The 23,334-nt window shown below is 68.8% G+C and carries 20 protein-coding genes; 8 read left to right on the top strand and 12 right to left on the bottom strand.

Annotated elements, in window-relative coordinates:
• Positions 1 to 174: 174 nt before the first annotated feature.
• From sitA6 to FJV41_RS02795, 4 genes are all read left to right on the top strand, one after another.
• Positions 175 to 876, top strand: a complete 702-nt coding sequence (gene sitA6, locus FJV41_RS02780) for a SitA6 family polymorphic toxin lipoprotein (RefSeq protein WP_174457815.1) — start codon at positions 175 to 177, stop codon at positions 874 to 876.
• Entirely contained in the window at positions 877 to 1,620 is a 744-nt protein-coding gene (sitI6, locus tag FJV41_RS02785) for a SitI6 family double-CXXCG motif immunity protein (protein ID WP_141640820.1), read from the top strand.
• Between the two features lie 137 nt (positions 1,621 to 1,757).
• Positions 1,758 to 2,096 carry a hypothetical protein gene (locus FJV41_RS02790; protein WP_141640821.1) on the top strand — a complete coding sequence of 113 codons (339 nt, stop codon included), beginning with the start codon at positions 1,758 to 1,760 and terminating at the stop codon, positions 2,094 to 2,096.
• A gap of 110 nt (positions 2,097 to 2,206) precedes the next feature.
• The gene (locus tag FJV41_RS02795; protein ID WP_141640822.1) at positions 2,207 to 3,085 is read left to right on the top strand and encodes an aldo/keto reductase; all 879 of its coding nucleotides are present in this window, start codon (positions 2,207 to 2,209) and stop codon (positions 3,083 to 3,085) included.
• Positions 3,086 to 3,172: 87 nt separating this feature from the next.
• Here FJV41_RS02795 and FJV41_RS02800 read toward each other — a convergent pair whose 3' ends face one another.
• The 3 genes from FJV41_RS02800 to FJV41_RS52025 form a co-directional block, all read right to left on the bottom strand.
• Positions 3,173 to 4,594 (bottom strand): hypothetical protein, encoded by a 1,422-nt coding sequence (locus tag FJV41_RS02800; RefSeq protein ID WP_141640823.1) that lies wholly within the window; start codon positions 4,592 to 4,594, stop codon positions 3,173 to 3,175.
• Positions 4,595 to 4,876: 282 nt separating this feature from the next.
• Positions 4,877 to 5,494: a CAP domain-containing protein gene (locus FJV41_RS02805; protein WP_141640824.1), complete on the bottom strand. Its 618-nt coding sequence runs from the start codon at positions 5,492 to 5,494 to the stop codon at positions 4,877 to 4,879.
• A 270-nt stretch (positions 5,495 to 5,764) separates the two neighbouring features.
• Positions 5,765 to 6,235 (bottom strand): RCC1 domain-containing protein, encoded by a 471-nt coding sequence (locus FJV41_RS52025; RefSeq protein WP_181790355.1) that lies wholly within the window; start codon positions 6,233 to 6,235, stop codon positions 5,765 to 5,767.
• A 186-nt stretch (positions 6,236 to 6,421) separates the two neighbouring features.
• Between FJV41_RS52025 and FJV41_RS52030 the strand changes: the two genes are divergently transcribed.
• The gene (locus tag FJV41_RS52030) at positions 6,422 to 7,036 is read left to right on the top strand and encodes a hypothetical protein (RefSeq protein WP_174461137.1); all 615 of its coding nucleotides are present in this window, start codon (positions 6,422 to 6,424) and stop codon (positions 7,034 to 7,036) included.
• Here the strand turns inward: FJV41_RS52030 and FJV41_RS02820 are convergent.
• Positions 6,975 to 8,786: a serine hydrolase domain-containing protein gene (locus tag FJV41_RS02820; protein ID WP_141640827.1), complete on the bottom strand. Its 1,812-nt coding sequence runs from the start codon at positions 8,784 to 8,786 to the stop codon at positions 6,975 to 6,977. The two genes, FJV41_RS52030 and FJV41_RS02820, sit on opposite strands and share 62 nt — an antisense overlap.
• A gap of 191 nt (positions 8,787 to 8,977) precedes the next feature.
• On the opposite strand from FJV41_RS02820, the gene FJV41_RS02825 reads away from it, so the two are divergent.
• A complete protein-coding gene (locus FJV41_RS02825; protein ID WP_141640828.1) occupies positions 8,978 to 11,215 on the top strand; it encodes a HEAT repeat domain-containing protein in 2,238 nt (745 codons plus the stop codon).
• 82 nt (positions 11,216 to 11,297) lie between these two features.
• On the opposite strand, the gene FJV41_RS02830 is transcribed toward FJV41_RS02825, so the two are convergent.
• Together FJV41_RS02830 and FJV41_RS02835 are read right to left on the bottom strand one after the other, a co-directional pair.
• Entirely contained in the window at positions 11,298 to 12,716 is a 1,419-nt protein-coding gene (locus FJV41_RS02830) for an MATE family efflux transporter (protein WP_141640829.1), read from the bottom strand.
• Positions 12,717 to 12,791: 75 nt separating this feature from the next.
• A complete protein-coding gene (locus FJV41_RS02835; RefSeq protein ID WP_141640830.1) occupies positions 12,792 to 13,691 on the bottom strand; it encodes a bestrophin family protein in 900 nt (299 codons plus the stop codon).
• A 305-nt stretch (positions 13,692 to 13,996) separates the two neighbouring features.
• Between FJV41_RS02835 and FJV41_RS02840 the strand changes: the two genes are divergently transcribed.
• Positions 13,997 to 15,490 (top strand): mannitol dehydrogenase family protein, encoded by a 1,494-nt coding sequence (locus FJV41_RS02840; protein WP_220137826.1) that lies wholly within the window; start codon positions 13,997 to 13,999, stop codon positions 15,488 to 15,490.
• 328 nt (positions 15,491 to 15,818) lie between these two features.
• A complete protein-coding gene (locus FJV41_RS02845) occupies positions 15,819 to 16,274 on the top strand; it encodes a hypothetical protein (RefSeq protein WP_141640832.1) in 456 nt (151 codons plus the stop codon).
• Between the two features lie 19 nt (positions 16,275 to 16,293).
• On the opposite strand, the gene FJV41_RS02850 is transcribed toward FJV41_RS02845, so the two are convergent.
• From FJV41_RS02850 to FJV41_RS02875, 6 genes are all read right to left on the bottom strand, one after another.
• Complete coding sequence (locus FJV41_RS02850; RefSeq protein ID WP_246136957.1) at positions 16,294 to 18,267, bottom strand: adenylate/guanylate cyclase domain-containing protein; 1,974 nt, start codon at positions 18,265 to 18,267, stop codon at positions 16,294 to 16,296.
• 72 nt (positions 18,268 to 18,339) lie between these two features.
• Entirely contained in the window at positions 18,340 to 19,026 is a 687-nt protein-coding gene (locus FJV41_RS02855) for a carboxypeptidase regulatory-like domain-containing protein (RefSeq protein WP_246136958.1), read from the bottom strand.
• Entirely contained in the window at positions 19,023 to 19,790 is a 768-nt protein-coding gene (locus FJV41_RS02860) for a hypothetical protein (RefSeq protein WP_141640834.1), read from the bottom strand. The genes FJV41_RS02855 and FJV41_RS02860 overlap by 4 nt, the downstream gene beginning before the upstream one ends.
• 79 nt (positions 19,791 to 19,869) lie before the next feature.
• Complete coding sequence (locus FJV41_RS02865; protein ID WP_141640835.1) at positions 19,870 to 21,843, bottom strand: discoidin domain-containing protein; 1,974 nt, start codon at positions 21,841 to 21,843, stop codon at positions 19,870 to 19,872.
• Positions 21,844 to 21,942: 99 nt separating this feature from the next.
• Complete coding sequence (locus FJV41_RS02870) at positions 21,943 to 22,662, bottom strand: SDR family NAD(P)-dependent oxidoreductase (protein WP_141640836.1); 720 nt, start codon at positions 22,660 to 22,662, stop codon at positions 21,943 to 21,945.
• A gap of 65 nt (positions 22,663 to 22,727) precedes the next feature.
• Positions 22,728 to 23,297, bottom strand: coding sequence for an RNA polymerase sigma factor (locus FJV41_RS02875; RefSeq protein ID WP_141640837.1), 570 nt, complete (start codon positions 23,295 to 23,297; stop codon positions 22,728 to 22,730).
• Positions 23,298 to 23,334: the final 37 nt, after the last annotated feature.

Below are 23,334 nucleotides of genomic sequence, written 5' to 3' on the forward strand. Positions count from 1 at the left end.
GCTCTTCCCTCGTCCAGGCTCGATGGGGACGTGCTCGCGCTCCAACGCACCTGCGGGTTGAGTGGGTCACCCCGACGATGAAGTGGTGAATGTCCGACAACACGCTCGCACCGCGGTGTCACGCGAGCGCGGCACCTCGGCATCTTCACGATGATGATTGCCCGGGGGGCCGGAATGACGACACACAGGTGGTGGATCGTCCTGCTATGGGTCACCGGCTGCGCCGGAGCACCCGAGTACAGCCGTGCCGGTGAGTTGCTCGACACAAGCGTGGATGACTCGGCGGAGGACTGCGCGCAGTCAGCCGGGGACAACGACGAAGGCTGCTACGCCCCTTCCTGTGGCGAGGAGGAGTGTGGCCTCTACCGCTGCGAGGACCTCGCCTCGCCGCCGTATGCACTGAGATTCCCACCCGCGCAGGCCGCAGGAGGCGCGACAGCGCGCATCCAGAGGTACTGGGGCGGAGCTGTTCCCCTTCCAGGGCGGCAGCCGGTGTTCATCATCCCGTGGTACCGGCGCGACAGTCTGCCGAGCGTCAAGGCGGCGCGGAAGGCCATCGCGGATTGGAGCCGTCGCGAGAAGGAGCGACACCACATCTTCCCGCGCGCCTTTGAGGCGTACTTCCGGGGCGTCGGCATCGACATCCACCAGTACACATTGCTCGTCGACGTCGCGGAACACCGGCGGGTTCATGCGGGAACAGCGGGTGCCCCGTGGAACAAAGACTGGTACGACTGGATACGCGCACACCAGCTGGACGCGACACGTGAGGACCACTTCCAGCAGGGCGGACGAATGGTCGAGCGCTATGGTCTCATCGGCGTCCCCATGACGTACTGGAAGCGACTGGCGCTGTCCGCTGCGGCGGGAGATTGAATGCGGTACTACACGCTGACACAGCGAGGCGTCGAGCCGTCGAGGTGGACCGGTGCCTACGACCTGGGACGGGAGTGGGTACTTCCCGGAGTGGAGTGCCCTACCTGCAAGACTGCTTGGGGAGGTGGAGGGTACGACTACCCGACGGTCGACCTCTCCGAACTGCCGCAGCGTCGGGACTTCGAGCAGCCGCGGTGCGTGCCCTGGGACCAATTCGTGCGCCTGCGAGAGCGCGTGTTACCGCTGGTTCCGCCGGGAGCCATCGTTAAACCAGGCACGGGGTTTGGCGCGTTGACTGGCAGGGCCCGTGGGAAATTTCCCCCCGTGGTCATCCACGTGCCGTGGATGCTCCTGATGGAGCCGGCAGTGGTGGCGCGGCTCAAGGGGCTTACGGGGTTCATCCCCGTCGCGACGCGCTTCAAGGCGCGTCCTGGGATGCGTGACCTGGTCGAGCTTGAGGTGCGGCCTGGCGGAAGCATTTCGGGAGCCGCTGCCCATGAGCCCTGCAGTACCTGCGGGCGCACGGGCTTTGTGCTGCCCCCTTTTGGCCAACTTCGCCTGAGTGAAGTGCCCACCGTCGATTTCGCGCGGAGCGGTGCGTCCGTCGTGGTGGTGAGCGAGCGTGTCGTCGAGCGTTTGGAACGCGAGCTGGAGGAGTCGGAAGTTGTCGCGGTGGACGTCACCGGCGGGGCCCTGACGGCACGTGCGGTGCGGCCACCTGCCGGGGCCACCCATCACCACTAACCCTGCTGCTATCGCCACCAGGACCTGGGCGGGAGTTCGACACCGGCGCCCGTTGCGTTCCCGGAGTCCTTGGATAGCGGCGCCACCCAGGGGCCCGCGTTGACAGGGCCCTTGGGTGAATCCGAGAGTCTCCGTGCATGAAGAAGAAGCACCGCCGAATCGTGGTCGATGACGTCACCTTCGCCTGGGCGGGCGACTGGTCCCACATCGGTGGGAGGCGCGTGGTGTCGCTGCGCGCGTGGCACCAGACCGACGACGAGCGGCCGGTGGGCCCGGTGCTGTCGGTGAAGCTGGTGAACAGGCACGGCGGCATGGTCGATTGCGCGGCCGCCGTGCCTCAGGACGCTCGCGCCGCCATCCTGCTCGGCAGGGCGCTGGGATGGTCTCCAGAAGGTCGCGGCGTGTTCTGGATACTCCCCACGCATGGCCTTGTGCTCCAGGACCTCGACGTCGTCGACCCGACGATGCTGGGATGAGGTGGCTGGCGACTGGCCGCTCCCGCCTCCACGCCCGCTGACGGGCCGTGCGGACGAGCTCGTGGCTCGTCATCCAGACACCCTACTTTCAGTCCAGGAGGAAGCGTCCCATGAGCGGAGCCTCGTCACGACCCGTCGAGAAAAGCGGAACCTTCAAGTTGGGCGGAGACCTGCCCATCCACCGTCTGGGCTACGGCGCCATGCAGCTCACCGGCCCCGGCATCTGGGGACCTCCGGAAGACAGGGCGGAGGCCGTGCGCGTCCTGCGCCGCGCCGTCGAGCTGGGCGTGGACTTCATCGACACCGCCGACTCCTACGGCCCCTACGTCAGCGAGGAACTCATCGCCGAGGCCCTGCACCCCTACGCCAAGGGCGTCGTCGTGGCGACCAAGGCGGGGCTCGTGCGCACGGGCCCCCATGAGTGGCACCCCGTGGCCGCGCCGAAGTACCTGCGCCAGGAACTCGAGCTGTCCTTGCGCCGGCTGAAGTTGGAGCGCATCGACCTGTACCAACTTCACCGCATCGACCCGAAGGTCCCCGTGGAGGAGTCGCTCGGGGAGCTGAAGGACCTCCAGAAGGAAGGGAAGATTCGCCACATCGGCCTGTCGGAGGTCTCCGTGGAGGACATCCAGCGGGCGCGCAAGGTGGTGGACGTGGTGTCGGTGCAGAACCGCTACAACCTCACGGACCGCGTCCACGAAAAGGTGCTCGACTACTGCGAGCGGGAGAAGCTGGGCTTCATTCCCTGGTTCCCCCTGGCCACGGGCGGACTGGCGAAGCCCGGCGGCGCGCTCGACGCGGTGGCACGCAAGCACCAGGCCACGCCCGCGCAGATTGCCCTCGCCTGGCTGCTGGCCCGCTCGCCGGTGATGCTGCCCATTCCGGGCACCTCGTCCGTGAAGCACCTGGAGGAGAACCTCGCGGGCGCGGAGGTGAAGCTCGGCAAGGAGGAACTGGCCGCCGTGGATGCACAGGCGTCGGGACGCTGACGCCGCGAGGCTGAAACGACGAACCCCGGACGCCGGGCACCCGCGACAGGGGCCGGCCTCCGGGGCGCCATCAGCCTCGGCTCCTGCCTACGGCAAGGTCAGGATGCCCCACTGCAGGAAGAAGTTCTGGATGGACGAGCGCAGGCTGTTGGTCTGCGGGATGCCCTGCGACGTACCGTAGGTCCAGACCGCGGCATGCCCATTGGGGCCGTACGGGCACCGGGCGTACCCGTGGATGGCGATGGAGTGGCCGTTGGCCACGGAGGCCGACGCGAAGTAGGGGAAGGTCGCCGCCGCCTGCACGTAGCCATACGAGTCGACCCGGCCCGTGCTGCCGATGTTGGAGAAGACCGTGGCGCCGTTGATTTGATTGAACGAGCCGCCCTGGCTGGCGGACGGGGTCAGCAACGGGGTGCCATCCACGCGGTAGACGGCCTGCTCCTTCGCGGTGGCGGAGCTGCCGGGGCTCGTGTAGGTGACGAACGTGGAGCCACTGACGCGTCCCTGGTGGTCGAAGCGGGCCGTGCAACTGGAAATGCAGGGGACGAGGCGAGGGAAGGGGAAGGGAATGACAATCACCTTGCCCCAGGGCCAGTTGAGGATGATGTCCTTGTAGTAATAGAAGACCCACTTCGTGCAGTTGAGCTTGAGCCTGACCTGGCTGATGCCTGTCACGCTGGTGGCGATGCCTGACGCGTTGCCTCCAATGGCGACCAGGGAGTGCTTGGCGCCCGGCCCGTTCCAGCCCGCGAGGGTGCCCGAGGCGTTCGTGAAGTTGATGCCATAGCCCAGGAAGGCCGGGCTGTGGGTGTAGACGGCCTGCCACACGCAGGTGCAGGGGCCGCTGAGCATGTACTTCGACATCGCGTGGGTGTAGGCGAGCGCCTCGCCGAGCAGCCGGGGGTTGTTGGCCTTCACCGCCTCGATGAGGTCAATCTCCTTGTCGGGGTTGCTCTCCTCGAGCTTGGTGATGACCTCATCCAGCTCCGCGCTCAAATGCACCACGTCCGAGTTGGACGCCGCGCCGGGCGCCACCGTCAGCGTGCACTTGTCGTCCCCATCCGTGCAGTCCAGGTTGACGGTGATGGGAAGGGTGGCGAGGGGCTCGGCCTTCGGGTCCTTGGTGTCCACCAGGACCAGCCGCTGGTTCCAGCCAGTCTCCCAGGGCCGCAGGAGTGCCTTCTCCAGCTTGACCTCCGACTCCTTGCCGGGCTGCGGGCTCACCTCCACGCTGTCATTGGCGCTGTCCTTGCCGTCATAGGAGACGAGCTTCGCGCCCTCGGGAAGGGCCTGCTTGTCCGACCAGAGGATGCCCACCCGCAGGGCTCCTTCCTCCAGCTTCAGGCTGGTGATGGTCGCGACCGGGCCTTCCTCTCCTTCACCAGGCTCGGCGGCGGCCCGCGCCGACGGAGCCAGCAACAGGCCCCCGAGCGCGAGCACGGACAGCGGAAGGGAACGCAGGGGGAGCGAGACGAGATCCAGGAGACCTCGTACGGAACGATATGACATGGGGAAACTCCTTATGAAGCAGGAGACACGGTCGACAGGGGTTGTCGTCCGTGAATGTCTGTCCAAGCAGGTCCCATGCCGGTTGATGAGAAATGTCTGTTTTAGCAGGGCTGACGCGGAGGTCTTGGGAGGGGTGTGTCTGACTTTGGACAGGGGCTCGTGGCCTTTTGCGCCACGAAACCGCCCGGGGTGTAGCGCGTGACGCTACTCGCGTGGCCCGCACCGGAGGCGCAAGACAGACGCCGTGGGCGCGTCCATGCCCACGGCGAAGCTCCCTCGGCGTCACGGCGTGCCGAAGTCCTGGGTCCAGTAGTGCCGGTAGGTGCTGCTCGGGGCATTGAAGTAGCCGATGCCAATGTGCACGAGCAGCGGGTTCATGATGTTCGTGCAGTGCCCGCTGCTGGCCATCCACCCGTTGACCACCGCCGCCGGCGTGGAATACCCGGCCGCGACATTCTCCGCGGCGCGCCGGTAGGTGTAGCCCGTCGCGGTGATGCGCTGCCACGGCGTGGAGCCATTGGAGCCGGTGTGGCTCATGAAGTTGTTGGTGCCCATGTCCTTGGAGTGCCTGCGCGCCGCACACCGCAGGCTCGCGTGGTGCGTCAGGGCGGGCGCGGGCGCTTGCGTCACCCCGCCACAGACCGCGCCCGCGGCCCGGCGCTGGTTGACGAGCGCGAGGACCTGGTCCTCGAAGCCCGCCCAGGCCGGGTCCCACGTCGCCACATCGTCGCAGACCGCGCTGGCCGTGACGTCGCCGGCCGCGGTGCCACCTGTCTCCGTGCGGACCGCTGGCACCAGGGCGCCTTCCTCCTCCGCGATGGAGGACGGCGTCTCCGGACCACCACAGCCACCGAGCAGCGCGGCACCCAGCAGGAACAAGGGAATGGAGCGGGAGGTCATGTCGAATCCTTTCTCAAGCAGATGTGTGGCCACCTCATCGGAGGCGGTCTCCTCATCCTGGCGAGGCTCGACGGGATGTCGAGAGGGAACCCGGCGCCCGCCTGCTCGCGCGGTGCGCCGTGCGCCCACTCCAATGCAAATGTTACCGGGACACAGTGTCGTCGCCGGCTCAATTCCTCACATGCCACCCGTTGTTCCCGGGACGAACGCAATGTTCCGCTGTCGCTGGTTCAGCATTCGCCCGGAATGAATCGCGGGGAGCCCCAAACCCTAGAAGACGCGAACGGGCCGGAGCCGAATCGAGGACATGCCATTGCCGAGCGCGCCCTGGGAGTTGTCTCCCCACCCCCAGACGACGCCGTCCGACTTCACGGCGAGGGAGTGCTGGGCGCCCGCGGAGATGGACACCATCCCGAAGAGCCCCTGCACCTGCACGGGTGATGTCCGCCGGACCCCCAGGCTTCCATCGCCAAGCTGTCCCGTGTCGTTGGCGCCGAAGCTCCACACCGTGCCTCCTGTCTTCAAGGCGAGTGTGTGCCCGTCGCCACCGTCGATGGCGGTGATGCCGAAGAGGCCCGGCACCTGGGGCGGTGTCCGTGAGAAGGCCGGCGTGCTGACTCCGAGCTGCCCCTGGGTGTTGTCGCCCCAGGCCCACACCGTCCCATCCGAGCGCAGGGCCAGGGAGTGGTTGCGACCCCCGAGCACCGTGCCCTGTCGAGCGAAGCCCTCGGCTGCTCGCACGGACCCCAGCTCGAAGCGCCGGAGCTTCCTCGGATGCCACGGTTCATGATTCCCCCCATCGCGCGGGCGACAGGGGACGCAACGAATCACCCAACCGACCTCGCTGACAACAGGGACTCGGTCCCCTCGTGAGGGGGTGGTCTGGGGTACGCTGTGGGGGAATCTCTTCAGCGAAGGCACGCCACCATGACCGCGCAGCTCCGCGACACCGTCGAATACCGCAAGCACGCCTTCGAGCTCGCGGGGGTCCGTGGCTCCAGCCTGTTCGAGCCATCGACGCAGGGGCTGACTCCCGCGGCCATGTCGACGGCCTGCCAGCGAGGCTTCCTCTGTCTGTACCGCGTCGCGGAAAAGCGGCTCCAACTGGAGGAGCTGCGCATCGGCCTGTCGGCGCAGGAGGAGCAGGCCGTCCAGGAGGGCCGGGGCACGCCGCTGTTCGGCCAGCTTCCCGCCTACGTCAGCGAGACGCACGAGCGGGTCATCTACACGCGCTTGCGCGCGCCCGTGGCCTTCACCGGGGGCCTGCTGGTGGTGGACGGCTTCACCCGAGGGGTGCCCGTCCAGGACGGACTGCATCCCGCCTGGAGTCGCAAGCGCATCCAGGAGCTGCTCTTCGAAGGCGGGCGTCTGGTGGAGGAGCGGGACTGCGGGGAGGTGATGACGCGCGTGCGCGAGCGGGTGCGCGAGAAGTCGCTTCAGCTGGACCTCGCGGCCCACCGGGCCCAGCTCGCGGAGTGGCTCACGGACGCGTTCCGTCTGGACTACGGCTCGGCGACGTGGGCCGCGCCGCGCGGAGGATGAACTGGGGGAGCAGCTCCTCGCGGAACTTCCTCCAGAGGGCCACGTGGTTGTAGTTGCCCGCGGTGAACATCACCACGAGGTCCAGCTCGGGGACGACCATCACCAGCTGTCCGCCGTTGCCGCTGGCTTCGTACTGCGAATACACCCGGTCGCCCACGCGCAGCTCGTGGCGCCACCACGCATAGCCGTACGTCCTGCCGGGCTCCATCGTCGCGTGGAGCGCCGTGGAGCGCTCCACCCAGCGCTGGCTCACGACGCGCCGTCCGTTCCACACGCCGCCCGACAGGTAGAGCTGCCCGAGCTTCAGCGCGTCGCGGGGCCGCATGAAGATGCCGCCGCCCAGGTACTGCTCCCCTGAAGGCATGAGGTCCAGGTGGTAGCCGCGCAGTTGGAGCGGCTCGGCGACGTACCGGGTGAAGAACTCCGGTATCCACGTCCGCGTGGCCTTGCGCAGCACGCCGCCCAGCAGGTTGATGTTCGCCGAGCAGTACACGCCCTTCTCGCCCGGCGCCCGCGTCATCGGCAGGTCCAGCGTGTACTTGTACCAGTCGGGCACCGTGTCATCGAGGCGCTCCTCGTTGCCCGGAGAGGCCTCGTCGTCGTCGTCACACGCGAGGCCCGTCGACATGGTCATCAAATGCTCGACGGTGAGCTTGCGCTTGCGCGCATCCAGGTGGGCGAGCTTCCCCCGGTACTCGGGAAACAGGGAGACCACCGGCGTGTCGACAGTGAAGGGCGCGCCCTGGTCCAGGGCGATGCCCATCAAGAGGGGCGCATGTGTCTTGGACGCGGAGCGCAGGTCATGGGGCCGCTCCTTGTCGAAGCCCTGGAAGTACTCCTCGAGCACCAGCTTCCCATGGCGCGCCACGAGCAGCCCCTGGATGGCGGGCGCCGCGTCGGGGCCGGGCTGCTGGTCCAGGATGCGCTGCACGAGCTCGCGCAGGGGCTGGACGTCCATGCCGACGTCGTCGAGCGAAGCCGTCGTCCAGCCATCCTCCTCCGCGATGGGTTTTTCATACACGTACGCGCCCGTCGCGGGGATGCGCGGATGGAGGCCCACGGCCTGGTCCCGCTCCCGGGGCGTGAAGTCGAACGTGGCGTCCAGCGGTGGGTAGAACAGGGACAGCCGCCGGGCCTGGGCGTCGAAGCGCCCTTCGAGGCGCGTGGTGCCCCGGGTCGCGACGAGCTGGACGAGGCCGTCCTGGACGCTGACGCGAAACAGCAGCCTGTTGCCGAAGTTTCGCTCCGGATTGCGGATGAAGGCGCTCAGCGTGCCGTCGGCCTGCTTCTGGATGACCAGATACAGGGAGAAGCGGTCCTCGAGCGGTGCGACGTCGCCCCGCCAGATGTTGGCCCGGAGGGCACGCAGCTCCACCGGGGTGGCGAACTTCATGCCGCTGGTGCGCACGCGCGGCTGAATCCAGTGGCCGCTGATGCGCTGGCCATCGTCCGAGAGCGTCCCTCGCAGCTCGCCCTGGCCGCCGGGGAGGATGAAGGAGACCGCGTTTCCCTCCAGGCGCGCGGGCACGTCGAAGCCCGCGATGCGTGCGCGCCAGGCGTGCGCATCGCGCGTCAGCGTCAGCTCGCCCCGGACCTCCGGACCCAGGACGCGCTCACTTCCCCACGTGCCCACCAGGGCCTGCGCCGGGTCGGCTGGCGCGGGCGCCGCACCCGTGAGCCATGGGAGCCAGGCGAGGAGGAGCCAGAGCGTCGATGGAGCCAGGGAGGTCGAGTCGCGATGGGAGGCCATGCCGCGACGCAAGCTACCAGAGGGCCTCCGTCGGGCCAGGCCGGTTGTCACCTGCGTGAGACACGTCACAGCCGTGTTCCGGGCGTGTCATCCCGTGAGCCGCGAGAGGACAGGAGCCCTGGAAAATGGGAGGCGCGCCCCGCCTGAAACAGCCTGCCAGGGGTATCGGGCAAGCTGGTAGCGTGCCGCGCATGGCGAGCAAGAAGAAGTCCACGTCGAGTGAGTCCCCCGTGGCGGCCTCCTGGAGCCAGGTCGGCAAGTTCCTGGGAACGCAGTGGCCGTCGTTCGTTGAAAAGCATTCGGCCGGAAAGAAGCCGTGGTCGCGAGGGGGGCCCATCAGCGACGCGTTCGCGTCCTGGGGGCAACCCCTGCCCAAGGATTTGACCCAGTTGCTGCAGCCGCTGGCGGAGTGTGAGCCCCCGCCGCTCGAGGAGCTCACGCTCGGCTCGGATGCTCCGCGGACGACGCCCGGCAACCTGATGGAGCAGCGCATCGTCGCGGCCCAGAGCTACCGGCCGCTCTGGAAGGAACTCACGGGCGGCTTCGTCGAGATTGGCGCCACGTCCTCGGGTGACCTCTGGCTGTATGCCCGTGAGCCCCAGCGTGGAAAGGCTCGCGCGCAAATCTATCTCTTCAACCATGAGACGGATGGCATCGAGGCGCCGCAGGCCGAGAACCTCGACGCCCTGGTCTTCCGCGCCGCGCTCGTGCGGGCCCATGCGCGGGGCGAGGTCGACGCGGAGACGTTCAAGCAGGCCCGTCAGAAGCTGGACACGTGTGTCGGAGAGCTGGGCTTCGAGGAGACCCTGGCGGGAGTGAAGCCCTACGTGGCCAAGGAGGAGCCGGCCTACAAAAACGACCTCAGGGCTGGCTGGCTGGTGACGTTGCTGACGGAAGTGGGCGCGTCCGACGCGGAGCTGCGCGGAGCCTTCGACGTCGAGATGAACCCGCCGCTCACCGAGGAGCGACTCGCCACGAGCGCGGAGCGGTTCAAGACGTATCCGCCCGCGGCCTTCTACTTCTGCATGGCGAGCTTCTTCGCTGGCGACGAGGCGCGGCTCACTCAGGCACTGGAGCTGTGTCGGCTGAGCGATGCCCCCCTGGTGAAGGACCTGGTCGCGCTGATGGAGGAGCTTCGCGCGGGCCGCAAGCAGCTGGGCGCCATCTCCGACGTCCAGGCCCTGCGACAGCGGGTGATGGGACTGGCGCTGTGGGACGAGGAGGGGCGTGCGCGGGCGAAGGAGAAGGAGGCCGCGGCGGCGGCGGTGAAGGTCGCGAGCGCCGCGCGAGAGGGTTCGCTCGACGCGCTCGCCTGGGAGGCCGTGAAGGACCCCGCGCTCGGCGCCGCCATCCAGGAGGCCTATGCGGCGGATCCGTCCATGCAGGCCACCGTCGCCCTGATGTCTGCGTGGAAGGACGAGGAGAACTACCGCGACGAGGGGGTCATCGCGGAGCTCATCGCGGAAGGAGACCGTCGCGCCACGCCGCTGCTCATCTCCATCGCCCGGTACGGGGAGGGTGGCGAGGACCTCATCGCGCTGGAGGTGCTCGCGGCGTGGGCCGAGCCTCGCGCCGTCGAACTCGTCCGTGACGCGGCGTTCGCCGAGGACCGCTTCCACCTCAAGCGCCACCTGTTCATCCAGCTCATCCAGGCCCTGGGAGACAAGGCGAACACGAAGCACCTGCTGGCGGTGCTGCGCATGTATCCGCTGAAGGACGGGGATTCGGAGCGCAACCGGATGCTCGGCGCGCTCGTCTTCGCGCTCGGCGAGCTGGGGGACCCGGCTGTCGGTGACACGCTCCTGCGCTACCTGGAGCGCACGGTGGACGCCGTGGGCAAGGAGGCGCCCATCTCCTTCTCGGAGGCCGTCTGTTACGCGCTGGGCGCGGTGGGGGAGACCCGGGCGCTGGCGCCCCTGCTGGCGCGCTTCGAGGAGAAGCCGTGGAAGCTCTCCAGCTCGCCCGCGACGTGCTTCGCGCTCGGTCGGCTCGCTGGAACCGCCGACCCCGCGTCGCGCGAGAAGGCCCTCGCGTTGCTCGAGAGCAACCGCTTCTCGAAGGGGTTCTTCATCGACGTGAACAAGCAGAAGCACCCGAATACCATCGCCGGGCTCTTCCGCGACGTGGGCGGCCTGACGGTGGCGGCGTCGGGTCAGTTGATGCTGGAGGTCGCGATGGCCGGGCTCACCGAAGGCGCTCGGCGCGAGGAGGCGCTGGCGAACCTGCGCGAGCTGGTGACGGGCGTGCTGACGCAGTGGGAGGCGCGCTCCTCCAAGTACTGGACGGGCTATGACGGGTACGCGCTCCTGGCCTGGGCGCTGCTGGCGCTGCGGGCACACCCGGACCTGGGCCGCGAACTCGCGCGTCCGTTCGTCACCTCCGACGTGCCGCTCGTGCGCCTGCTGGCGAAGCAGGTCGTGGGCGCATAGGCCGCACGCGCGGGGCCTGGGGCCGGGCATGGGTGTAAAGCCCGGCCCCGCGGCCTTCGCGGCGTTGCTTCCGGATGGGGGACTACTTCGGCCCTTCGCGGAAGATGGCTCCCGCGAGGGTGGCCGCCACCGTCACGCCGGCGAACGCCACGAGCGCCGCGGAGACGAGCGAGAACAACATGGGCAGCCCCGCGTCGAAGTACACGACGGCGACCCAGCCCACGCCCGCCGCGATGACCATGCGCGCGGTGCCCGCGAGCACGGGCCAGAAGACGCGCGCCACGCCCTGGGCCGCGAACCCCAGCACGAAGCCCAACCCCAGCAGGCCGTAGAACGGCGCGACGATGCGCAGGTACGTCACGCCCGGCGCCAGCACCGCCGCGTCCTTGCTGAAGAAGTGCAGCCACGCATTCGGCGCCACGGCGGCGAGCAGCCCGATGGACCCCGCCACCCCGAAGCCCAGCCACGCGCCCACCCAGGCGGTGCGCCGGGCGCGCTCCCAATTGCCCGCGCCCGCGTTGGTGCCGACCATCGTCAACACCGCCGTGCCCAGGCCGAAGAGCAGCGGCACGAGCAGGTAGTCGAGCCGGGCCGCGATTCCGTAGCCCGCCAGCGCCTCCACGCCGAACAACCCCACCGCGCCCGTGACGATGATGACCGTCAGGTTGGGCTGCACCGCGCTCAGCGCCGTCGGCAGGCCCACGCGCAGGATGTCTCGAATCAGCCGCGCCTCCAGCCGCACCGGCGCCAGGCGCAGCGAGGTGCGGCCCGACGCCAGGTGCCGCAAGAGCCAGAGCGAGGCCCCCAGATAGAACAGGACCATGGCCAGCCCCGCGCCCGCGATGCCCAGCGCGGGCAGCGGCCCGGCTCCGAAGATGAGCACGGGGGAGATGACCACCAGGATGCCCGCGCCCGCCAGCGTCACCGTCGCCGGCAGCTTGACGTTGCCCGCGCCGCGCAGCGCCGCCGCGAGCAGGTTGACGACCCAGAAAGGGATGGCGCCCGCGAAGAGATAGTTCGAGTACCGGACCGCCGCCTCCAGCGCCCCCTCCGCGCCCCCCAGCGCCCGGTAGAGCGCCGGTCCGAAGAGCCACGCGAGCACGGTGGAGGCCAGTCCCAGCCCGAGCCCCATCACCACCGCGTGCCACACCAGCGCGTCCGCGTCCTCCTTGCGATTCGCCCCCGTCGCGCGGGCGACCGCGGAGGCCACTCCGCTGCCGATGCCACCGTTGGACATCATCGTCATCAACATGAAGATGGGGAACACCAGCGACACCCCGGCCAGCGCGTCGGTGCCGAGGAAGCTCACGTACCAGGTCTCCACCACCCCGACGAACGCCTGCGCCACCAGCACCACCGTGGTGGGCACCGCCAGCTTCAGCAGCGTCGGGAGGATGGGGGCGTTGAGCAGGGCCTCTCGGATGCCGCTCGCTCCCCCGGGGCTCGTCCCGCGCTCGCTGCTGGCCTCGGTGCTCAAGGGGACCGCGCTCTTCAGCTGCATGGGGTAGCTCCCGGGTGACGTATGATGAGCGTAATATGGTCTTGCGGGGGCTCGCAGTGAAAAACGCGCCAGGGCTCAGGTCAGCACGAAATCCTTGTCCGGGAGCAGGGGCGGAGGGAGCGGCTCTCCCGCGAGGTCCATCACCGAGCGCTCGATGGCGCGGGTCATGGCGTCCAGCGGCAAGTCATTGGGTTCGGTGCCGAAGGGGTCTTCCAGCTCCGCCGTCACCGTGTCGAGCGCGATGAAGGTGTAGGCGACGAAGACGGAGACGAGTGGCGTGGACCAGCCCAGGCTGCCGGTCAGCGCGAAGGGCAGCAGCAGGATGTAGAGGTACACCGTGCGATGCAGCATCACGCTGTAGACATAGGGAATGGGCGTGCCGGCGATGCGCTCACACCCGCCGAGCACCTCCGAGAGTCGGTCCAGGTTGTCGTCGAACGAGGTCACGAGCACCTCGCCCAGGCGGCCCTGGTGGCGCAGGCGGGCGACCCACTCGGCCAGGCCGAGGACCACCCGCGCGGGGCGGTGCTCCGCGGCCACCACGCGCTCGCGCACGCCGGAGTCCAGGGCATCGAGTGGCACCGAGGTGCCGCGGAGTTGGTGGTTCAGCGAGACGGCCAGGGCACGGAGCAGGTCCGTCACCTCGCGACGCTCCTCCAGGGAGAGCGCGGGGGAGGGATGGGTGAGGGCCTGTCTCATGAAGGAGCGCGAGACAATCATCAGCGAGCCCCAGAGCTTGCGGGCCTCCCAGAAGCGGTCATACGCGGTGCTGTTCCGGAAGCCGAGGAAGATGGCCAGCGCGACGCCGAGCAGGCCCAGGGGGCCTTCCCGCAGGTTGAAGGGATGGGGGCCGGTGGCCACCGCCAGGCAGGCGAGCGCCAGGAAGAAGCCCAGCCGAGGCAGGATGCGGGGGACGACGGAACCGCGCCAGACGAACAGCATGCGAAGCCAGTGCATTCGCGGACGAACAATCATGCGGCCCCACTAACCATGGCCGAGGGCGCTCGTCGACCACGGAGCCAGAGGGCACGGGGTGGGGTTTCGGGCCATCGCGCTTGAAGGGGCGGGTTCGGGGATTCGCGTCGACGCCTGCTTCGCGGCGGCCGAGGTCGCGAGCCCTGGGCCGAGGGTCGGGCGTTGCCTCATTGGTGGAACGTGGACACGCATCTCCTCCAAGAGGTCACGGTCCATTTCGTGGGCGGAAGCGCTCCGAGCGACGCATGGGTCGCGCGGCCCTGGACCGACGTGGAAGCGCGACGGTTCGCCCTGGAGGTCGGCTCGTGATTCGTCTGAGCAACAGCACCCTGGTGTCCCTTCCGGCCGGCGTGGAGGGCCCCGCCTATGACCGCACCCGGGTGACGCCGGGCATCGCCCACCTGGGCGTGGGCCAGTTCCATCGCGCGCACCAGGCGCTCTACCTGGACCGCTGCCTCGCCCTCCCCGGGCAGGAGCGCTGGGGCATCGTCGGCATTGGCGTCCTGGATGGAGCCCGGGAGCGACACAAGGCGGACGCGCTCCACACGCAACAGGGCCTCTACAGTCTGACGGAGTTTCCCGCGCGGGGCCGTCCCACGGTGCGAGTGGTGGGCTCGCTGGTGGGCTACCTCCATGCACCCGAGGACCCCGAGCGCGTGCTGGAGCTGCTGGCGGCTCCGGACCTTCGCCTCGTCACCCTCACGCTCACGGAAGGGGGCTACAACCTGGACGAGGCAGGGCAGTTCCTGCTGGAGACGCCCGCCGTCGCGAGGGATTTGGACAGCCAGGTGCCGACCACCGCCTTCGGGCTCGTCACCGAGGCGCTGCGTCGACGACGTGAGCGGGGCCTGGGGCCGTTCACCGTGCTGAGCTGCGACAACCTCCGTCAGAATGGCGAGGTGGCCCGGGACGCCTTCCTGTCATTCGCCCGGGCCCGGGTGCCGTCGCTCGCGAACTGGATGGAGGAACACGTCACGTTTCCCAGCGCCATGGTGGACCGCATCACCCCCGGCGTGACGGAGCACGAGGCGGCCCGGCTCAACGAGGCCAGCGGACTGGATGACGCGCTGCCGGTGTACTCCGAGTCATTCATCCAATGGGTCATCGAGGACAGGTTCTGCGCCGGGCGGCCGCCCCTGGAGCGGGTGGGTGTCCAGTTCACCGACGACGTCGGACCTTATGAGCAGGTCAAGCTGCGGCTGCTGAATGCCTCACACAGCCTGCTCGCATTCCCCGGCCTCCTGATGGGCTACCGCTTCGTCGCCCAGGCCATGGAGGACCCCGCGCTGGTGTCCTTGCTGCAAGCGTTCCTACGCGAGGATGCGGAGCCGTTGCTGCATCCGCCGCGAGGGTTCTCCGTGCGGGACTACGGCGACACGGTGCTGGAGCGATTCAGCAACCCCGCCATCAACGACCAGCTCCTGCGCATCGCCAGCGACAGTGCCTCCAAGCTCCCCCTCTTCGTCCAGCCCACGGCGCGAGAGGCGTTGCGCCAGGGCCGCGACACCCGGCGCATCGCGTTCCTGCTCGCCGCGTTCTGCGAGTACCTGCGGGGAGTCGACGAGCGCGGCCATGTCTTCCTTCCCCTGGAGCCGCACCTGACGGGGGCCGAGGTGAGGCGCGCGCACGCCACGGACTTGAAGGCGCCCCTGGGCCTGGAGCTGTTCCAGGGGTGGGGTCTGGCTGAACATCCCGGGTTCGTGAAGGACTGCGTCCACTTCCGACGGGAGCTGCGCTTCAAGGGTGTCTCGGCCACCCTGGCGGAGCTGGCGCGGTCGACGGAAGCGGCCTCGGCTTGAGCGCTGGCGAGGGCCGGTGTGTCAGGCCCTCGCCTGGCCCACCATGACCGACGCGCTCATCCGCTTCCCTCGACCCCGTGTCCGTCGACCCGCCCCGGTCGAATCCAAGGCCGCGAGGTCGGAGGGGAAGCAGACCCCAGGGAGGTGTCGGTGTGGCGCGCCTGCCAGTGCCCCAGTCACGGGGCGCCGGAACTCAAGGGGATTCTGGTCGACGCTGAACTCAGCAGCGTGATTGCAACGGTTGTTTGGTGGCGTGAGAAGAGGGCTTCATGATGACCGCGGGCGTTCGAGCGCGCTTTCGCGCCGCGCCTGACTGGAGTCCATCTCGATGCGAAACCTCGTCAGTGGGTGCCGCCGTTCCCTGGTGGTGGCCCTTGGGTTGTTGCTGGCCTCGTGCGGTGACGCGCCCGTCGAAAGTCCGGCCCCACCGGAGATGGCACCCCACCTCCCCAGCACCCCGGATGGACAGGTGCATGCCATGTCGTTGCAGGCCTTCATCGTCTGTGACCCGCCGAATGTCTTCACGTCGTGCGAGGGGTACGTGACAGGGGGCGTGGCGCCCTACACCTTCTATTTCGGGCGGAACATCATCGAGTACGAGACGGGGCGGCAGTACTCGGTGACGGGGCCGGGCACGGGGGGTTGGTACCCCTATGGCTGCACGCCTCCTTCCGAAGAGCAGCCCGCGACCTTCGACGAGCAGCCGACCCTCCGGGTGCGCGACGCGCTGGGCAACTACTCCCCGTTGGTGACGGACTCCTATCGCGCCTGCCACGCGCCATAGTGGGCGCCGCCAGTGCGCGCTACTTGCTGTCGAGCGTGAAGACGCCATCCCAGTCCTCGGGCGGCGGCGTCACGAGCAGGGTGTCGCACCGCGCGGCGAAGCGCTGGGAGGGAGGGTCCTCGGGCGAGGCGAGGAACACCGCGCGGGCCTCGGTGAAGCGCCGGGCCCGGTAGAGCGCGAGGCCCTCCGCGAAGCGGACGAGGTGAGGCGCGGGAGAGGTGCCCGCCACGCCCACGAGCTCGAACACTCGGACGGGCTGCTGCTTGCCTTTGACTCGCAACAAGTCCAGCTCGCGGGCCAGCACCACACCGCGCGCGGCGAGCAGCGTGTCCTCGGCGACGAGCGTGCGGGTGCCGTAGACCTTGGCGGCACCCTCCAGGCGCGAGGCGAGGTTCACCGTGTCGCCGATGACGGTGTAGTCCTGGGCCGCGCTGGAGCCCAGGTTGCCCGCCACGGCGTGGCCGGTGTTGATGCCGATGCGGCAGTCGAGCCGGGGCAGCCCTCGCGCCTCGAACACCGGAGACAGCCGGTCCACCACCGCGAGCAGGTCCAACGCGGTGAGGCACGCGCGCGCCGCATGGTCCTCCAGCGGGAGCGGCGCGTTCCAGAAGCACATGATGGCGTCGCCGATGAACTTGTCGAGCGTGGCCCCGTGCTGGGTCAGCACGCCCGTCGCCTGCTCGAAGTAGGTGTTGAGCAGCGCGACCAGCTCCTCCGGGCTGAGTTGCTCGCTCATCGAGGTGAAGCCCACCAGGTCGCTGAACAGCACCGTGAGCAGCTTCCGCTCGCCTCCCGGCGCGGCCTTCTCCGGATTCTTGAGCAGCTCGTCCACCACCTGCGGCGCGAGGTAGCGCTTGAAGAGGCCTTTGATCTGATCTCTCTGTCGCAGGCCGCTGACCATCTCGTTGAATGCCTGCGCCACCCGGCCCACCTCGTCGGTGCCGCGCACGGGCACCTCGACGGTGAGGTCTCCCAGCCGCACGCGCCCCGCCGCCTCCTCCAACCGCACCAGCGGCGAGGCCAGCCCGCGCGCGAGGAAGAAGGCGGCCGCCAGTGCGAACAGCGCGATGCCCACGGCCGTGGGCACCAACCACAGTCGGAAGCGCCGGAGGATGGGCTTGATTTCAGCGTCGAAGTCCCGGAGGACGAACACCTGTCCCATCCGGGCCCCGTCCACGCCGAGGAGCGTCCCCTCGCGCACCAGGTAGTGCGTGTCGCCGAGGTACACATCACGCGCCTGCCCGGCCTCCAGCTCCGGACCGTCCAACCGCGTCTCCAGCGGGAGCTGGGACGCCGTGGCTCCGTCCTCCGCGCGGACAGCGAAGCTGGCGCGGGTGTCCGCCATCTGCGGCCCCGGTGCCCTGGGAGCCATCGGGTCCTCCATCAGCACGTCCTTCACCCACTGGCCCGACAGCACCACCCCCACCGGTTCGCGCGAGGCCCCATAGGCGGGCTGCGCATGGACGAGCAGCAGGTCCCCCTCGCGCACCTGCTCCAAGGGGATGAACGTGAAGGGCAGGGCGCGCAGCTGCGCGGGAGACCAGAGCGCCGACGTGGGACCGCGCCTCAGCGCGGTGTCGAGCAGCGGCAGCGCCAGCGGCTGGTCCCCCAGCTGCTCCGGCTCCGCGCGGGTGTAGACGAGCCGCCCGCTGGCGTTGAAGAAGGCCCAGGGAGGCTCGCCCCCGAACGCGTCGGTGTCGGCGGAGGAGATGACCTCGCGGGCATAGCGGATGCCGTCGGTCTCCGCCGTCTCGTCTCCGAGCCCGGCCGCGGCGTCGAGGGAGTTGACCGAGAGGGACATCCCCCTGAAGGAGTGGTCCATCGTCCGCGCCTCGGCCACGTCGCGGATGCGCTCCTGACTGGCGCGGGCGAGCTGCTGGAAGGCCACCAGCGTGCGCTCCAGGTCGCTGGCGATCTTCTGCTTGGCCGCCGCCTCCACCGCGAGCGTGGTGAGCACGAGCGCCGCGACGAGCGCCGCGCCTGCGAGCGCCATGAAGGCGAGAACGAGCTTCCGGGTCAGCGTCACCGCGCGAAGGATAGCCGCGCCCGGGCGCTCCCCGCGAGTCTAGGGGCCCTTGCCGGAGTAATCGGGCCGGGGGCCGTACTTCTTGCCGTGTTTGTCCAGGTGGGTGTCGTCGGCGCGCGTCTCGGTCAGCTCGAGCGTGGCGGTGGCGGTGCCGCCCGACTCCACGACGACCTCCACGCGGGCGATGTTGCTCTTCTCGTCCCGCCGATGCACGGCGAAGAGGGGATGGCGTCCGGGAGGCACGCCTCGCAGCTCGAAGCGCCCGTCCTTGTCCGTCACCGCGAAGGCGCGGTTGGGCACCACCACCACCGTCGCCACCATCTGCTCGTGGATGTCGCAGTACACGTCGATGATGCCCGTCTTCTTGAAGGTCTCGACGTAGGCCTCGCCCGGCCGGTTCTTGCCCGCGTCGAACCTGCGCGCCACCGAGCGCGAGAAGACGTTGTGCAGCACCACGTCCCGGTTGGAGAACTCCACCTTCTGTCCCGCGACGATGGGCAGCACCGAGGGGAAGAAGGTCTTGTCCCGCTGGCTCATCTTCGCCACCTCGGCGGGGGGCTCCTCGGTGTAGCCGGTGAGGTAGACGACCACGCCGGAGCGGTCCGCCTTGGGCGTCGGCTTGCCGTCCGGACCGATGACGAGGATGCGCACCTCTCCTCGCACCGCGCCCGGCTCGGCGCTCGCGAGGGACGCGGTCAGCAGGAGCGACAGGAGGAGCGACTTCACAGCGCCACCGCCCAGATGAGCCTCGGCATGAAGCGAGGGGTTTCGTCGGTGATGCCCGTCAACCCGACGAAGGTGCCGGCGGTAATCCACATGCGCCCGAACGTCCAGGCCACGCTCGGCCCGACGAAGAGGTGCGGGTCGCCTTTCACGTCCTTCAGCCCGAACTCACCGAAGGACTCGAACGACAGCCGCAGCTCGTCCGGGATGACGGGATAGGAGACGCCCGCGGAGTACGTCCCGAGGATTTGGACCGGGGCGTCGCCGCCGCGCAGCCCGGGGATGCCCACCTGTGCGCCCAGGTCCAGCGCCACGCGCAGCCCGCTGTCCCACTGGTAGGAGCCGACGAGGTCTGCGTCCACGCGCGACGGGCTCGCCTCGCGGATGGACTGGTGCCAGACGGCGCGGATGAGCGGTTGGAACGCGCGGTCATCGCCTCGGGGAAAGAGGCGGTAGCGGAAGTCGGCCTCGAAGGAGTCCAGCTCCGTGATGTCCCGGTTGGCGCGCACCTGGAAGGGGATGGCGAGCTCCAGGTGCTGGCTCAAGCCGATGACGGGGCCCCACCAAATCCAGTAGACGGAAGGACGGTCCGGGAACGCGGGCGCGCGGCTGCGGGCCCACAGCCACTGCTCCAACTCGACATCGCCCTTGGGCACGATGTCGGTGTCGAACGTCCAGATGAAGGGGCGGCGGCCGGCCAGGGCAGGCTCGGCCCACGTCACCCCCAGGATGCATGCCACCAGCGCCAACCAGCGGACTGCTCGCATTCGCGCTCCCCACCCCGGGCGTCAGGGTGCTCGTGCTGGTGCCTAGCACACCACGCCCGGAGGTGGGACCGACAGGCGATTACAACCGGTCGCTGATTCGCTGCTGCAACAGCCAGTCGTAGAGCTCCAGGGTGGCGTAGGCGGTGTCCCACGTCGCCTCGTTGTGACCTGCGTTGGGGATGATGGTGACGCGCATCTTGCTCTCACCCGGGCCGCATTTCGTGTCGAGCCACGTCTTGACGCTCGTGGCGCGGGATGGCGTGTCCAGGGCGCCGTGGAAGGCCCAGATGGGCAGCGGCTTCAGGTTGCAGATGTTCGCGTTATTGGTGGGCGTGGAGGTGATGGAGATGGGGACGATGGCCGCCAGTTGGCTGGTGTGGTTCATGCCCAGCTCGATGCTGATGTTGCCGCCGCCGCTCAGGCCGGTGACGTAGACGCGGTCCGAGTCCACGCGGTAGTCCTTCTTGGCGTCCTCGATGAGCGCGAGCAGCGAGGGCGCGGCGAACCAGCCGGTGCCCGCGTTGTCGAAGGGGAGGCGCTGATTGGGCGAGATGACGATGGCCTTCATCGCGGCGCGGAAGCTGGCGGAGGAGAATTGCCGGGCCAGGCCCTCCGGATTGCTCAGCACCGCGGTGCGGTCGACGGTGAGGGTGCTGCCAGCGATGCCGTGCATCCCGATGATGAGCGGCCAGCGGGTGGTGCGGTCATTGTTGTACTGCTCGGGCAGGAAGAGGGCGTAGTCGTAGCGGACGTTGCGGACCAGCGTCTGCTGTCCGGCCGCGCACGTGGTGGGGCCGGTGGGAGTGGCGGCCGGTATGCCCATGAGCTTCAGCTCGCGCAGCCGGCAATGGGGCTTGTCCTTGCACACCACCCGGACCTGCGTGGTGATGACGGGCGTGGTGAAGGTGAGCGTCTTCTGCGTGGTGCTGAGCGGGTTGCCGTCCACCACGGTGCCGGGAATGGTCTTCCAGCAGCCGCCATTCCAGGCCTGCAACTCGAAGGCAGGCATCGCGTTGGTCGCGGTCGCCGAGGTGCCCAGGTGCAGCTCCGCGCTGCTCACCTCGTAGGCGCCCTGGAGGTCCACGTCGAGGTAGTTGTGCGTCTGGAAGTGGAAACCGGACTCCCACCGGGTGGCGAGGTCTCCATCCACCGCGTTCGCCGGCGGGAGGGATGTGTTGAAGGAGCCCGCTGTGGCGGGTTTCTTGAACGCCACGTCGGTGAGCACGGCTGGCGGCGCCGTCACCGTCACGCTCACCTCGTCGGAGGCCGTGGCTCCGTCGTCGTCCGTGGCGGTGAGCCGGAAGACGAAGACGCCGGCGGACAGGCCTGCGACGCTCAAGGAGGCGGTGGTGGTGCCGCTCAGCGTGGCCGAAGGGCCGCTCACCTGCGTCCAGGCCAGCGACGTCACCGTGCCGTCCGCGTCGGTGGCTCCGCCGACCAGCGTCACGCTGCTGGTGGGCAGCGTCAGCGACCTGTCCGCGCCCGCGTCGGCCACGGGCGGGATGTTCACCTGCGTCGAGTGGGGCGTGCCGAAGACCCACAGCTCCTTCACCCGGCAGTTGTCCGCGAGCGGGTCCCTGCACGAGAAGCGCACCTTGTTCGCCGTCACCGGCTGCGTGAACGTGGTGGACACCGCGATGCTCGTGTTGGCCGTCTGGCTGGCTCCGGGGATGGGCTTCCAGCCCGTCCCGTCGTCGTAGAACAGCTCGTAGCTCTGGATGACGCGGGTGTCCCGGAAGCCGGTGTAGAGCTCCATCCGGGCCAGGTCGAACGTCCCCTGCAGGTCGATGTCGAGCAGGCGCGTCTGGTTGTAGATGCCAGGGCACCAGCGCGACGTATCGGTATTGATGTCCCCATCCACCGCGTACTCAGGACGGAATGGGTCCTGCGTGGAGCTGGCCGTGGCCGGCTTGTTCAGGGTGACGTTGATGAGCTCGTCGATTCTGGCGCGCTGCTGCGCGGGCTGGAGGGCGCGCTCGTCGCCCTCCGGTGCTCCGCAGCTCACGAGCGCACTCGCAGCCAGCATGCTGATGAGGGATTGAAGCCGTCGCAAGGTGTCCTCCTCGGGATGGGGAAGAGGACATCTTGCATCAGTCACAGGGTTTCAAATCCGCAAAAGTTGTTATTCGTGTAATTCGCATGTAATGTCATGTCACCACTTGCCGGCGTGTGCGCCTCCGTCCACGTGGAGGACTTCGCCCGAGACATAGGTCGCGCCGTGAAGGTAGAGCACCGCGTCCACCATCTCCGCCACCGTGCCGACCCGGTGCATGGGGGACATGGTCCTGAGAAAGGGATGTTTGTCCTGGGAGTGCATGGGCGTGTCGATGGCGCCCGCGGCCACGGTGTTCACGCGGATGCCCTGGCCCGCGTATTCGATGGAGAGCGCGCGGGTGGCGGTCTCGAGTCCGCCCTTGGTCAGGATGGCGAGCGCTCCGGAGACGCCCGAGATGGGCTGACCCACCAGGGACGTGCCGATGTTCACGATGTGCCCTGCCTTCCGGGGCACCATCCACCGGAGGGCCTGCTGGCTCATGTGGAAGAAGCCCGCGATGTTCGTCGATACCAGTTGGGCGAAATCGCTCTCGTCATAATCCGTGAAGGGCTTTGCGATGAAGAGGCCCGCGTTGTTGATGAGCAGGTCCACCTGCCCGAAGCGCGACTCCGCGACCTCGAAGACCTTCCGCGCCGTCGCCTTGTCCCCGACATCGCCGTCCACGAGCGCCAGTTGCTCCGTTGGAACGAGCGAGGGCTCGCGCGACGTCTGCCTCGCCGTCCCCACCACCGAGAACCCTCGCTCCAGCAGGGCCCGGGTGAGGCCCAGACCAATTCCACTCGACGCACCCGTGACGACCGCGACCTGTGAACCCATGGCTTCGCTCCGTGAACGGGCGAAAAGCCCGTCTCGACGGGCCTAGGTCGTCATGCGCCGGACTGTTACAGGCCGTCGTATTCGAAGGAGCAATGGCGCAATTGCTCACGGGCGCGGTGGAGGAGGACTCGGACATAGCCGTCGGAGATGCCGAGCAGCTTTCCCACCTCGCCGCTGGGCTGTTCATCCAACAGACTGAGCATGACCACGCGACGCTGGAGCTGGGCCATGCGGGAGATGCACCCGTGCATCCAGGCCAGTTGTTCGGTGCGGGAGATGAGCTCCTCGCTCGTCGCGGTGTCCCGCGCCGCCTCCCCCGCTTCGAGCAGCAGTCGCGCCTTGGACTGGCGGGAATGTTTGCGTCGGCGGTTCATGAGGTTGTGGCGGAGGATGACCGTCAGCAGCTTCACCGAGTCGTCGGAGTCCCGCGCGATTTCCCGCGCCTCCGGGAGGCGGAAGAACGAAAAGAAGCTCTCCTGGACCGCGTCGAGCGCATCCTCCGCATCCAGGCCCCGACGGCGGGCATGGGTGAGCAAACGCTCCCGGTGCTCATGCACCAGCTCCGCCACCCACGACAAGAAGCCGGGGGAGATGGGCGGCGAGGCGGGGAGTTGGGAGATGTCCTTGGCCGTCACGTTCCTGCTCCTGAAGAGGGTCTCAGCCCCCCTAGGT

The sequence above is a fragment of the Myxococcus llanfairpwllgwyngyllgogerychwyrndrobwllllantysiliogogogochensis genome (assembly GCF_006636215.1).
Taxonomy (GTDB): domain Bacteria; phylum Myxococcota; class Myxococcia; order Myxococcales; family Myxococcaceae; genus Myxococcus; species Myxococcus llanfairpwllgwyngyllgogerychwyrndrobwllllantysiliogogogochensis.